The organism is Amphritea pacifica, assembly GCF_016924145.1.
GTDB classification, from domain to species: domain Bacteria; phylum Pseudomonadota; class Gammaproteobacteria; order Pseudomonadales; family Balneatricaceae; genus Amphritea; species Amphritea pacifica.
On record NZ_JAFFZO010000008.1, the window covers coordinates 92168 to 104500 of the forward strand.

Below are 12333 nucleotides of genomic sequence, written 5' to 3' on the forward strand. Positions count from 1 at the left end.
GATAAGAAAAAAATACCGGGTGATTGCACCCGGTCAATATTAACAAGAGCCTGATATTACCAGCGGGCATGCTGGTAAGCGCTGCAAGGCCAGCGTTTACCATAAACATGATCCCATCGCTGCATATCATTGCCCGTAAGCAAGACGCAGAAGCTGGCCAAATCAGTCTCTGCGCCGCAGGCAGATAACCGGTGAGGTGAGAGTTATCTGCCAGTACTTATGGACAGCGCTGATATTAATGCAAATGAGAATGACTATCAATAGTATTTGTTGGTTTTGTTGCTTATAAACTGACCCGGCCTCACAGCTGCCGTTTTTGCAGGGGCTGAGAGGGGTTATAAGTCGCTGTGCAAAGGTTTTCCCAAAGGATATCCACAGAAACCGGGGATAAAAACTGATCCTGTCATTGCGTATTAACATTGAAGAATAACCGGGCTGCGTCTTAACTGAATGTAACCAGACACCGGAGTGGAACTGATAATGGGACTTGAGATTAAAAAATCTGAATTTACCCGGCAGGACTATGAGCGTTTTACCCGCAGGTTGTTTGCTAATCTCGATGAGCTGGCGCAATTGTTGCGAGAGCCAGGCTTTGGCCTGGGAGCGGCTACCCTGGGGGCCGAGCTGGAGCTCTACATCGTTGATAAACTGGGGCGGCCGCTACCGGTGAACAGTGAGGTTCAGAAGCAACTGGGAGACCCACAGCTGACTCTGGAGCTGAATCGTTACAATCTTGAATATAATCTGACCCCGGTCGGTATAGAGGGCAGGCCATTTTCAGCTATCGAGGCTGAAATCCGCAAAATACTGGAACGGCTCAATGGGCTCGCTGAGCCTCTCGATGGCCGGGTGTTACCGATCGGTATTTTGCCGACACTGCAGCGAAAAGATTTTGGCCTGCATGCGATGACCGATCTGTCCCGTTATCATGCGCTGACCCGGGCGCTGGCTGAGATGCGGGGAGAGACCGTCGCGATTCGCATCGATGGTGAAGATCCGATCTCCCTGCGCGCTTCTGACGTCACCCTGGAGGGGGCGAATACTTCACTGCAGATGCACTATCGTGTTACCCCGCAGCAGTTTGCCGACAGCTATAATGCGATTCAGCTGGTCACTCCTCTGGTACTGGCGATCTCGGCCAATTCACCGTTCCTGCTGGGCAACCGGCTCTGGCATGAAACCCGGGTACCACTGTTCAAACAGGCTATCGATGGCAGCGGTAACTGTTCGGTGAAAACCGGAGAGGCTGAGCGCGTGAGTTTTGGCCATGGTTGGGTCAGGCATGGGGTTCATGAGCTGTTTGCCGAAGCCGTCTACCTGCATAAGCCGATTCTGCCGGTGTGTGAAAGCGGCCATCGCCGTCCCGCTAAGACCGCTCAGGGAGCCGATAGCCACACTCTGTTTGAGCTGACACTGCATCAGGGGACTGTCTGGCCCTGGAATCGTCCGGTGTACGATCCGGTTGATGGCGGGCATCTGCGTATTGAGATCCGCTCATTACCGGCGGGACCCAGTCCCTGCGATATGATGGCAAATGCGGCGCTGATTATCGGCCTGGCCGAAGGGCTGCGTGGCCGCATCGAGGAGATTATTCCGGCGATGCCCTTCAAAACCCTGGAGTATAATTTTTATCAGGCCGCCCGCTTTGGTATGGGCGCGAAACTGATGTGGCCCAGTGGTCCCCGTGAACAGTTAACCCGGCGTGCGGCGGTGGATATTGTGGCTGCACTGTTGCCGGTGGCCCGGAAAGGCTTACTGAGGGCGGGAATCGATGCCGCAGAAGCTGATCACTATCTGGGGATTATCCGCCAGCGCCTGCAGGCGAAAACCAATGGTGCCAGCTGGCAGCTAAGACAGTTTGAACGGTTATCAGCATCACTGGTAAAGCGACGGGCGTTGCGATCTATGCTGGAACACTACATTGATCACTGTGGCAACAATCGTCCGGTGGCTGAATGGGAGGATATCTGATGCCACGACAATCACACCCGATACAGTTTATTCATAATCCTGATCCGGCCTCTCTGCCACCGGAGGTGGAGCTGTTTCTAAGGCGTCTGGGTGGCCCCACTCTGATTGTGGTGGATGGCCGGGATAACAGCCGCTGCCGGGCTGTCGCTACCCTGCTGCATGGCAATGAGCCTTCCGGCGTTAAAGCTCTGCTTAAATGGCTGCGCACGGGCGAGCGTCCTGCGGTCCGGCTGATCTGCCTGATCGCTTCCGTTCAGACCGCCCTGCATGAGACGCTTTTCTGTCATCGTCAGATACCAGGACAGCGGGATTTAAACCGCTGTTTTGCTCCTCCATTTGAGGATAATCCGGGACATATTGCCCGGCACTTCATCGAACTGCTGGCGCAGTATCAGCCAGAAGCTCTGCTGGATATTCATAACACCTCCGGCATGAGCCCCGCATTTGGCGTGGTGATCAGTGAAAGCCCTGAACATGAAGCGCTGGTAGCACTGTTTACCCAGCGAATGATCGTCACGGAGCTGCGTTTAGGAGCACTGATGGAGTTGAGTTGTAAACAGATGCCCGTCGTAACCATTGAGTGTGGTGGTGCCGGACAAGCCGGGTCGGACCGGGTGGCAGAGGAGGGGTTACAACGATATCTGTTCAATGAGCAGGTGTTACATCCGCCATCCGGGCTGGTAATGGATCTGTATAAAGATGCGGTGAGACTGCAGTTGTTACCCGGTTGCCGGATAGCGTTTGCTGAGCAGCCGGTTGCGGGGGCTGATCTGACCGTTCCTCCTGATGTGGAGAGGTTTAATTTTGGTACGATACCGGCGCTGACCCGGTTGGGCTGGCTTGGTTCTGAAGGGATGTCGGTATTCCGGGTGCAGAGTGCAACGGGGGAAAACCTGCTGCCGCACTATTTCCTCAGCCGGGCTTCAGGGCTCTATTCTGCCCAGCAACTTAAACTGTTTATGATCACCACTAACCCGGCGATTGCGCTCAGTGATTGCCTGTTCTACGCCTGTGCCGATATTGAGCTTGATCAGATTGTTGACCCCATTGCTGACAGTGAGCACTGACCAGAACCTGACCAGCTTTGACGGGGCCCCGTCTGACAGGCGCTGGCGAACCATTACGTGGGTTATGCAGAGTTTTCCCCAGAGGTTATGCACAGATTCTGTGGGTAACTTTCACACCAGTTCTGCACGTTTCAGAGGCACTTTTTAAGTATCGCAACGCCCTGTTTATACCCCAGTCCGCCATTACCATGAACCGCGCCAACCTGATGATCGGGGCTGGCGGTGAGTTGCTGATGCATCTCGATCAGACTGTTGAGGGCGGGGTTGTTCCACGGGCCTTTCGCCAGGTTCATCCCGCCGGTGATCGTGATCAGATGCTGTTCCAGAAAGGCGGGCACCTGCTCCAGCAGGTCGACCAGCCCACTGGTCAGTAAAAAGGCGATCGGCACCACCGGATAGCAGGTGTAAACTTCCAGCAGGGCATCACCATTGCGAAACCGTTGGGCGAAGTCGGTATCTGCCTGTTCACAGGCGGCTTTGTAAGCGGTTTCAAGATGGGCGTAGCTGACAATGTCTTCTACATGCTGCTGACCATCAGCGGGCAGGAAGCCCAGCCCGACTCCGGCGACCTCAAGGCATTCCTCAGGGGGCACCAGTTGTTGAGCGATCTCTGCACTGCAGAGCAGTAACCGGCCCGAGAAATCGATCAGCGGATTAGCGCAATCGACCCCTCTGAACAGGGGGGTGATATGGTTATACCAGCGCTCATCGGGTAGCTGTTCGGCCAATAACTGATCTGAAACTACGTTTCGGTAACTGCATTTATAGTTTTCAAACAGGTGGTGAGCCAGTTGCTGAAAGAGCTGAGCATCGGCGCCGTGGCGGTGGATAAACTGTTCCGCCAGTTGATTATAAGCGCTGGTCAGAGGGTAGTCGTCACCATAAATCGCCATCAGATCAAGCCGTTGCTGGCGCTCATAGCCGCTACGCAGCATATCTTTACCGCTGATCACTACGGCATCGGTTGAACCGCTGATAATCATCTGCCGGGCATCGGCCAGTGCTTCAATCGGGCCGCAGCCGCTGCGGTAGTGGTGTTGTTCCAGTGTGCTGTGCCAGGGGGTGCTGAGCGGGTCGATGATCAGCTCGGTTAAGCGGATGCCCTGCTGATGCAGGGTCGCTTCCAGATCCAGGCAGTGCTTCAGAGAGCCGCGATCATCTACGGTTTTTGCGGCGGCAATTATCAGGGCCTGTGTCATAGCGCTACTCCTCGGGTCGGGGAGGCTATCTTATCAGGGTTTTCCTGTATTTTGTAAGCGCCGGATGATGAATCTCCTCTCGCTGACTACTTTTTCAGCAGGCGGATACCATCTGCTTCTATTGCAATACGGCGCTCTTTGTAGAGGCGCCCGATCGACAGTTTGAACGCTTTTTTACTGCAGCTGAACAGACGTTTGATGGTTTCCGGTGAGGTTTTGTCGTTGGCGGCAATATAACCATCATGCTCTTCCAGCAGGTGCATGATACGTTTACCCAGATCATCGGTTTTGCCATACCCCAACTGCTGCAGGCTCAGGTTGATCTTGCCATCCGGGCGGATCAGTTTGATAAAGCCCTTCATGCGCTGCCCGTAGCGCACCGGCTTGAACAGATCATCATCGTAGATCACGCCCCAGTGCTGACCGTTGATAATCGCTTTGTAACCGATGTGGGTATGTTCTTCGATGATCAGGTCAACCTGCTGGCCCTTCTCGTAACGGTGCGGGTAGTTATCGAGAAACTTATTCAGCTTAGTGGAGCCGGCAATGCGGTCGGTTTCCTGATCCAGATAGAGATAGACGATCTGTTCCTGACCTTTCTCTACGGTTTTCTTCTGTTCGCTGAAAGGCACCAGCAGATCTTTTGGCAGTCCCCAGTCAAAAAAAGCACCGGTGCGGTTCAGGTCGACCACTTTGAGACAGGCAAACTCGCCGATCTGTGCTTTTGGCGTTTCGGTGGTAGCGATCAGCAGGTCATCGGAATCACGGTAGATAAACACCTCCAGCCGGTCTCCAGGCTGCGTGTTATCGGGCACATAGCGCTGAGGCAGCAGAATATCCCCCAGTTCTTCGCCATCAAGATAAACGCCGAACTTAACCTGTTTGGTTACTTCCAGAGTGTTGAACCGGCCGATCATTGCCATGGTTTGTGTTGCCTCTTAGTCAATAAAAAACGGAGCCATACTCGCTTTAGTCTGGCTCCGTTCCGGATCAGAAATCTGCGCTAATTCAGGAGTGAGACTGCAGAAACTCAGGATCAAGCTTCAGTTCATCATTGCTGTTAACGCCCACGCCACGCTGGCGGATAGTGTCAGCGATCGCTTTCGCTTCATCCAGAGAGTGCATATGGTAGGTGCCACACTGATATTCGTTCAGTTCTGGAATCTGGTTCTGTTGTTCAACCTTCAGTACATCATCCATCGATTCCAGCCAGGCGCCAGCGACACTTTGCTCTTCCGGGGTGCCGATCAGGCTCATATAGAAACCGGTGCGGCAGCCCATAGGGGAGATATCGATAATCTCAACGCCGTTGCCGTTCAGGTGATCGCGCATGAAACCGGCGAACAGGTGCTCCAGCGTGTGGATCCCTTTCTCACTCAGGATCTCTTCATTCGGACGGCAGAAGCGCAGATCAAAAACCGTAATGGTATCGCCACCGGGTGTTGTCATTTTTTTAGCAACACGAACCGCCGGTGCATTCATGCGGGTGTGGTCAACAGTAAAGCTATCTAGCAGAGGCATGTCTGAATCTCTCGCTTGGGTAAATAACAGGAATAACCATAGTATAGTCGCCGATTATCCCAGTATTACGCTGGGAAATTAACCCTTTCTCCGGATTTCTTTTGCGCCGCCCACCGTTCAGATCTCCCGTAGCCGGTTCAGCAGTTTGCGGGCGGGAAATCCCAGTTGTTTCTCCAGCTTTTTGGCGCCGTTAAGTAGTGCTCTGGGGTTTGACTCCGGCTTGCCGCTCTTGAAAGCAAAAGCGATCAGATTGCCGCTATCGACAGTGCAGCAGAGCCAGTTATCGCTAAACAGGTCGGACAGTTGCTGGCTAGCCAGCGGATGATAACCATTACCCTCATCCCACAGATTGAGTACCAGTACTCCCTGATCCGTCAGCAGGCGGTAGCACTGTTCAAGGTACTCTTTTTGCAATTGCTGATGCTGCATACCGGCATCGCTGAACAGATCGGTAAAGATCAGGTCGCAGGGGGTGGCTTCCTGACAGAGGTATTCCAGGGCATCGCTGATGGTGATGCTCAGGCGGCCGGTGTCCGGCAACAGGAAATGCTCACAGGCGATATTCAGCACCTGTTGCCGGAGTTCCGCAACACAGATCGATAAGCTGGATGAATAGCTCAGCAGGGCGTGTACCAGTGATCCGCCCCCCAGGCCCAGCATCAGTGCCCGTTGTGGGTCGGGCTGGTATAACAGGCCCAGCAGCATCGCTTGCAGATATTGATAGACCGGGTATTCCGGACGGCTGCGATCGATCCGGCTCTGCTCACCGCCGGAGCCAAAGCTCATGTAACGATAGGGGCCATCATCGTAAACGTAGATCGGGCCATACTCATCAAAATGGCGGGCGATCTCAGTACCCTGCATAGTCACTGTCCGGAATGGTGTTCAAAAGTTTCTCCCTAAAATATTTCCGCTGTTTGCTGCATAGCACAGCAGGTATTGATCTGGATCATGATTTTGTGGCTGAAGTGTAGATCTGTTCAATGATTCTCTCAGCAGTTGATTCTTTTTCATCTTAACTAACTACTTAGTTGAACGGAAAGTGGAATGGGTTTGATCTATTATTACCTGCTTGCAGTAGGATAAAAACAAAAAAGTGGGAGAAACTCATGAAGCAAAGTGAGCTGGTGCTGGCCCATTGTATCGGCTGCGGCTGTGATGATCATCACAGCTGTGATACCGATTATGGCAAATGTACCTGGATTATTGTTGACCGCGAACTGAATGTTGGCGTGTGCAGTGGTTGTGAAGATGCTCTGGCCGCCTGGCAGCAGGGGGCAAGAAGTGCGGCGGCCGTTCAGGCGCGAGCGCTGCGTCGTCATGGTTAATGGTTCAGACAACAAATAATAATAAAAAAGAAGGAGCCTCAGGCTCCTTCTTTACTTTCTGCAGGCGGATTAACGAATACCCATGCGGCGGATCGCCTGAGGCGTAAAGTCGCTGTGCTTAAAGCGCGCGTTAAAGTCGAATCCATCGCCCTCCTCATTGGTCAGGCTGCCTACCAGATAGCGCCCGGATTGAAGATCATAGAGTGCTTCGGCGGTTAACCAGGGAACCTGAGCATCCTGATACTGCATCTCATGAGCTTCACCGACGCGCCACAGCTGACCCCGGCCATCATAGTGATCGACGATTGCTGCCTGCCAGGTATCTTCATCAATATAGAAGACCCGTTTCGCATAGATATGCCGTGCCCCCTCTTTCAGGGTCGCTTCAACCTTCCACACCCGGTGCAACTCATAGCGGGTATAGTCCGGGTTCATATGACCCGGTTTCAGAATATCGCTGTATTTCAGATTGCGGTCCGCCAGTTTATAGCTGTTATAGGGGATGTAGATCTCCTCCTTACCCGCCAGTTTCCAGTTGTAGCGGTCGGGCGCGCCGTTAAACATATCCAGATTGTCAGAGGTGCGCTGGCCGTCTGAGGCCGTGCCCGGTGCATCATAGGCGATCTGCGGAGCGCGACGAACCCGGCGCTGCCCGGCATTGTAGATCCATGCCTGACGGGGTTTGGCGATCTGATTCTGTGCTTCATGCACCAGCAACACATTGCCGGTCAGTCGGGCGGGTGCCTGAATCTCCTGTACAAAGTAAAACAGAATATTATCATCCTGTTCCGTACGCCCCTCTTTCAGGTAGCTGGGCCAGGACATCTTCTCGGTAATCTTCACCGGCACAAAGTTGCCATTCTCATGCACCGGCACTTGTACGAAGGTGCGCTCAAGGGCTCCGCCGCGGTAACGGGACATATGGTTCCAGATAACCTCCAGGCCATTCTGAGGGATTGGGAAAGGGATTCCCTCAAGGGTATTTGCACTCAGTCCGTTACCGTTGTCCACCAGTTCCGACTGCACCGCATTCTGACGGGCGTGATCATACTGAGACTGGGGCAGGGAGGCGCTGCGATGGGTTGGATAGATATTCATCCGGAAGCTGTCCGGGTATTTGGCAAACAGTGCCAACTGGCCCGGCGTCAGATGTTGCTTATATTCTGCAGCGTTTGCTGCCGTAATCGTAGCGGTAGGTTGTTCATCGCCATAGGGGTCTTTAAAGCGCTCTCCACCCGCGGGCAGACCACCATCCCACGCAGGGATAGTACCGTTTGCGTTGCCGGCTTTTTCGGCCCCAATCGGGGTCAGGGTCGCCCCCAGTTTGGCCGCTTCTGTGTCTGAAACAGCGGCCAGTGTTTGCAGGCTTAAACTTAATCCCAGAGCTGAGCCAAGGATCAGGGCAGTCGATTTAAACGTCATAGAGAATTCTCCTGTAATCCTTAACTGTTAGAAAGAGACCGAAGCGCTAAGAGACAGAAAGTCGCGGTCGTCAATCGGGTTATAGTCACCACCAAAGAAGTTGGTATAGCCCAGTTGAACCTGATACTGGTTCAGATAATCGGCGGTCAGGCTGATAGTGGCTGTTTTTTCGCCCTCGTTAAAGGCTGCGCCTGGTTGAGGGCCATAACCTTCAATACCATGTTTAAAGCTGATTTCAGGTTTGAGGTTAACCCCGGCAAAGGCATTGGGGTAGGTGAGATTTGCCCGGACAACGTAACCAAAGGAGTCCTGGGTTACAAAACCTTCTGTATCCCCCGGAGTATAACCAAAGATACCGTTTCGACCATATTTCAGTGCGGTTGCACTCTCATCAAGGTCGTGCACATGGGTCCAGCCCAGTTCACCAATCAGCGTCATACGGCTGGCACCCATCACCTGGTCAACAAATTTTACAAAACTGGTTTGTACCTGAGTGATATCAAAAGTACTGTAGCCATGAATATCCTCACCGAAGCCGGTTGAAGCTACCAGTGAGTTGGCCGGATTGTTGCCGGATACTGCCGGGTTACCTAATGAAAGCATTGCAGCAACCAGCATCGGTCCATTCATTTGTAGAGGGACATCCATCTTATGGCTGACCTCTCCTGACCAGGCGACATCACCCAGGCTGGTGCTAAAGCTAAGTCCGATCAGTTTGGTATCTTCCGGGTATTCAACAAAATACTGCGACTGGAAGACGCCTAGCTGGCCCAGTGTACCCAGTGAAACAAGATCGGCTTTAATACCACTGATCAGCGGTAGCCGGCTGTGATATTTCGCCAGATACAAACCAAACTCCGTACTGTTTAGTTCCTCGGCAAAATAGCGGAAAGCAACACCAAACTGACCACTGTCATCGGCTTCTCTGATGCCGTCTGCCGCTCTGTTTACCACCAGATCGGTACTAAAAGGGGGGCTGCCATCAAAAGTGTTGAAATATACAGAGTCTGGGCTATTCGTCGCTGCCAGCGCAGGGTTATCACTGCGGATGCGGATGCCGTTGCAGCCTTCTGCGGTGAAGTCATTCGTCGAGAAATATGTGCCGCAACCATCAATCGCGGTTTTTTCCCATTCAAGCTGGTAGAAACCCTCGACACTAAGATTGTCGGTCAGACCCAGTGAGGCAAACGCCATATTGACCGGCAGCAGTCCCTCTTTTACTTCTGCGCCTGCACGGCGAAATGCACTCACGTCGAACGGGTTGATAACGTTGATACCGCCCTGTATGAAGGTGCTTTCACCCCAGTTTACGACCTGACGGCCGAGGCGGATGTCGAGGGGCTTATCACTGAGATCGAATGCCCCAAAAACGTACGCGTCGAGAATTTCTGCCCCGGAAAATTGAGCATAATCATTAAAGCCGTTGTCATCCAGTGGGGTATTTGAGGCGTAGCCATTTGGGATATTGCCATGGTTCGCATTGCCTTCATTCAGAGCGTAGTCGTACCAGTATTTACCACGGATAAAAACGCCGACATTGTCCTTGCTCAGTTGAAGATCATGTACGCCTTTTAAAACAGTCGAAAAGGCATCGCCTTTGGAATAGTTCTGGGTACCATCGTCGTATGAACCTGAGCCTGCACTGGTCCCTCCGTTAGCCTTAGAGATCAGCCCTTCGTTCGGGTTGCTCATACGCCAGCTCGAGCCAACCGACAGTTGAGAATCAAACCGGCCTTCGATCTCTCCTAGATTAAATTCTACAGCGGATGCCGGTCCGGCGATTGAGGCTGTCAGCATTGCCAGGGTTACACTTCGCGCGAGTTGATTGCGCACAGGAGTGACACGCCAGGGGGCTGACGTCCTTATCGATCTCTTTGCCATTTAGTTCACCTTCTCGGTAACTTGTTATTTTTGTTTGTTCAGCCCGCCCGTCCCTCGAACCGGGTTGCAGACTTCAGGCTTGCGTCATCTGAAATTAAGGCAGAATAGATAATCCTTCAATTCAACCTGTTTGCTCAATAACAATAGCTGTCATTTTCACTGACAAAAAATGTCTCAGCTATTTTTTTCGTTTTTCATGATATAAGTTAAGAGAATACTATTTGAAATTCCTAAAAATACAAAAATATTAGCAGAGCAGAGATAAGAAGGATGGAAAAGACCATCACCGTACCAACAGGTTATGTCCGTTACCTTCTGACGCAGGTTGAGAAGCAGGGCTACAATCTTGATGAACTTCTGGCTGTCGTCGGGATCGATCCAACTGAAATAGAGCAGCGAACTGAGTTTTCTGCTATCAAATTCGGTCAGCTATACCAGCGGATTATGTGGACGGCTCAGGATGAGTCGTTTGGTATGGTGTCTGGAGGTCGGGTGCCCAATGGTACTTTCCGGATGATGTGTCATGCCATTATTCACTGCCCGACGCTGGAGCGGGCTATCTATCGCTGCAGCTCTTTTTATGAGATCTGTCGCGGCACTAAGGTAAAGCCTTATCTGGTGCGCAAGGGGCGCTACGCCAAGCTCTCTTTTGCGCCGGTCAGTTCCGTACCCGAAAAAGAGGTGCGCGAGATGCTTCACAATGAAGCGCCGGCGGTGGTGCGTACCGGACTGTCGATGTGGCACCACTTTATCAGTTGGCTGATTGGTTCACGCCTCGATCTGAAGGCGGCTTACTTTACCTTTCCACCGCAGGACGACAGTTATCATTATGAGACACTGTTTCAGTCGGAGATCAAGTTTGGTCAGCACGATAATGCGATTGTGTTTCCCGCCCGTTACCTCGATTATCCCATTATCCAGAGTGATGAAAGCCTTCGCGGATTTCTTCAAACAGCCCCCTATCAACTGATTGTCATGGTGGATAATGATCAGAGCCTGCGTTCACAGGTTAAAGCGATGCTGGGTAAAGATTTCAGCCGCGAGTTGCCCGGCGCGGAAGAGGTGGCTTTTAAACTGAATATGTCGGTATCAACCCTGCGTCGCCGTCTGGCGGAGGAGAACAGCTCATACCAGAAGATTAAGGATGAGTGCCGTAAGAAAGCGGCGATCAACTATATGGACTCGCCGCAGCTGTCGATCAATGATGTGGCAGCCCTGATGGGGTTTGATGAGCCTTCGGCGTTTTTCCGCTCTTTCAAAAAATGGACCGGCATGACACCGGGGGAGTATCGGCGCAGTGACACCTATGGTGAGAAGTACAGTCTGGGAATGAGCTGATGGCTGAGGATATTGCCAGGATTACGAACCGGTAAAATTCTGCAAAAAATTAATTTTTTCCCTTCTAAAGTATTGACACAAACACGGAATCCTTTAATATACGCGACCTCACTGGAGGGGTGGCTGAGTGGTCGAAAGCACTGGTCTTGAAAACCAGCGAGGGTTGATAGCCCTCCCAGGGTTCGAATCCCTGCCCCTCCGCCATAGTGAGAACGTTGTTCCTCGATAGCTCAGTTGGTAGAGCAGTAGACTGTTAATCTATTGGTCGCTGGTTCGAGTCCAGCTCGAGGAGCCACAGCGGGTCGTTAGCTCAGTTGGTAGAGCAGTTGGCTTTTAACCAATTGGTCATAGGTTCGAATCCTATACGACCCACCACTTTCTCTCAGGAGAGTAGTGGGCAGGGGAAAAAGAAGTTTGGTGTGGGTCGTTAGCTCAGTTGGTAGAGCAGTTGGCTTTTAACCAATTGGTCATAGGTTCGAATCCTATACGACCCACCACTTCTACTAAATAGCCACCGTAGGGTGGTTTTTTTACGCCTGAAATTTGTGGCACATATAGGATGAGAACCTATAGGTTCGATTCGAGCCGTTTTTTGGCGAGAAAACA

The 12333-nt window shown here is 52.3% G+C and carries 10 protein-coding genes and 4 tRNA genes; 8 read left to right on the top strand and 6 right to left on the bottom strand.

Annotation, left to right across the window (positions count from 1 at the left end):
- Nucleotides 1-480: 480 nt before the first annotated feature.
- Both JW499_RS05855 and JW499_RS05860 read left to right on the top strand, forming a co-directional pair.
- Nucleotides 481-1971 (top strand): glutamate--cysteine ligase, encoded by a 1491-nt coding sequence (locus JW499_RS05855; protein ID WP_205209724.1) that lies wholly within the window; start codon nucleotides 481-483, stop codon nucleotides 1969-1971.
- Nucleotides 1971-3038, top strand: coding sequence for a M14 family metallopeptidase (locus tag JW499_RS05860; protein ID WP_205209725.1), 1068 nt, complete (start codon nucleotides 1971-1973; stop codon nucleotides 3036-3038). Before JW499_RS05855 ends, JW499_RS05860 begins: the two co-directional genes overlap by 1 nt.
- A gap of 131 nt (nucleotides 3039-3169) precedes the next feature.
- Here the strand turns inward: JW499_RS05860 and JW499_RS05865 are convergent, their stop codons facing one another.
- From JW499_RS05865 to JW499_RS05880, 4 genes are all read right to left on the bottom strand, one after another.
- The gene (locus tag JW499_RS05865) at nucleotides 3170-4237 is read right to left on the bottom strand and encodes a hypothetical protein (protein ID WP_205209726.1); all 1068 of its coding nucleotides are present in this window, start codon (nucleotides 4235-4237) and stop codon (nucleotides 3170-3172) included.
- Between the two features lie 86 nt (nucleotides 4238-4323).
- Nucleotides 4324-5160, bottom strand: a complete 837-nt coding sequence (locus JW499_RS05870) for a CvfB family protein (RefSeq protein ID WP_091360099.1) — start codon at nucleotides 5158-5160, stop codon at nucleotides 4324-4326.
- An 85-nt stretch (nucleotides 5161-5245) separates the two neighbouring features.
- Nucleotides 5246-5758 carry an S-ribosylhomocysteine lyase gene (gene luxS / locus JW499_RS05875; RefSeq protein ID WP_091360097.1) on the bottom strand — a complete coding sequence of 171 codons (513 nt, stop codon included), beginning with the start codon at nucleotides 5756-5758 and terminating at the stop codon, nucleotides 5246-5248.
- Nucleotides 5759-5875: 117 nt separating this feature from the next.
- Nucleotides 5876-6622, bottom strand: coding sequence for a fused MFS/spermidine synthase (locus JW499_RS05880; protein WP_205209727.1), 747 nt, complete (start codon nucleotides 6620-6622; stop codon nucleotides 5876-5878).
- A 245-nt stretch (nucleotides 6623-6867) separates the two neighbouring features.
- On the opposite strand from JW499_RS05880, the gene JW499_RS05885 reads away from it, so the two are divergent.
- Complete coding sequence (locus tag JW499_RS05885; protein WP_205209728.1) at nucleotides 6868-7086, top strand: hypothetical protein; 219 nt, start codon at nucleotides 6868-6870, stop codon at nucleotides 7084-7086.
- Nucleotides 7087-7155: 69 nt separating this feature from the next.
- On the opposite strand, the gene JW499_RS05890 is transcribed toward JW499_RS05885, so the two are convergent.
- Nucleotides 7156-8508 (bottom strand): DUF1329 domain-containing protein, encoded by a 1353-nt coding sequence (locus JW499_RS05890; protein WP_205209729.1) that lies wholly within the window; start codon nucleotides 8506-8508, stop codon nucleotides 7156-7158.
- 27 nt (nucleotides 8509-8535) lie between these two features.
- The gene (locus JW499_RS05895; protein ID WP_205209730.1) at nucleotides 8536-10389 is read right to left on the bottom strand and encodes a DUF1302 domain-containing protein; all 1854 of its coding nucleotides are present in this window, start codon (nucleotides 10387-10389) and stop codon (nucleotides 8536-8538) included.
- 270 nt (nucleotides 10390-10659) lie between these two features.
- Between JW499_RS05895 and JW499_RS05900 the strand changes: the two genes are divergently transcribed.
- From JW499_RS05900 to JW499_RS05920, 5 genes are all read left to right on the top strand, one after another.
- Nucleotides 10660-11727 carry an AraC family transcriptional regulator gene (locus JW499_RS05900; protein ID WP_205209731.1) on the top strand — a complete coding sequence of 356 codons (1068 nt, stop codon included), beginning with the start codon at nucleotides 10660-10662 and terminating at the stop codon, nucleotides 11725-11727.
- A gap of 113 nt (nucleotides 11728-11840) precedes the next feature.
- Nucleotides 11841-11931 (top strand) — tRNA-Ser (locus JW499_RS05905).
- A gap of 15 nt (nucleotides 11932-11946) precedes the next feature.
- Nucleotides 11947-12022: transfer RNA gene (locus JW499_RS05910), tRNA-Asn, on the top strand.
- Between the two features lie 4 nt (nucleotides 12023-12026).
- A tRNA-Lys gene (locus tag JW499_RS05915) sits at nucleotides 12027-12102 on the top strand.
- 46 nt (nucleotides 12103-12148) lie between these two features.
- Nucleotides 12149-12224: transfer RNA gene (locus tag JW499_RS05920), tRNA-Lys, on the top strand.
- Nucleotides 12225-12333 lie beyond the last annotated feature (109 nt).

What these genes read in the sequence shown, in the direction of transcription:
- JW499_RS05855 (WP_205209724.1), top strand. Translation starts at nt 481, where the DNA reads ATGGGACTTGAGATTAAAAAATCTGAATTTACCCGGCAGGACTATGAG.
- JW499_RS05860 (WP_205209725.1), top strand. Translation starts at nt 1,971, where the DNA reads ATGCCACGACAATCACACCCGATACAGTTTATTCATAATCCTGATCCG.
- JW499_RS05865 (WP_205209726.1), bottom strand. Translation starts at nt 4,237, where the DNA reads ATGACACAGGCCCTGATAATTGCCGCCGCAAAAACCGTAGATGATCGC.
- JW499_RS05870 (WP_091360099.1), bottom strand. Translation starts at nt 5,160, where the DNA reads ATGGCAATGATCGGCCGGTTCAACACTCTGGAAGTAACCAAACAGGTT.
- luxS (WP_091360097.1), bottom strand. Translation starts at nt 5,758, where the DNA reads ATGCCTCTGCTAGATAGCTTTACTGTTGACCACACCCGCATGAATGCA.
- JW499_RS05880 (WP_205209727.1), bottom strand. Translation starts at nt 6,622, where the DNA reads ATGCAGGGTACTGAGATCGCCCGCCATTTTGATGAGTATGGCCCGATC.
- JW499_RS05885 (WP_205209728.1), top strand. Translation starts at nt 6,868, where the DNA reads ATGAAGCAAAGTGAGCTGGTGCTGGCCCATTGTATCGGCTGCGGCTGT.
- JW499_RS05890 (WP_205209729.1), bottom strand. Translation starts at nt 8,508, where the DNA reads ATGACGTTTAAATCGACTGCCCTGATCCTTGGCTCAGCTCTGGGATTA.
- JW499_RS05895 (WP_205209730.1), bottom strand. Translation starts at nt 10,389, where the DNA reads ATGGCAAAGAGATCGATAAGGACGTCAGCCCCCTGGCGTGTCACTCCT.
- JW499_RS05900 (WP_205209731.1), top strand. Translation starts at nt 10,660, where the DNA reads ATGGAAAAGACCATCACCGTACCAACAGGTTATGTCCGTTACCTTCTG.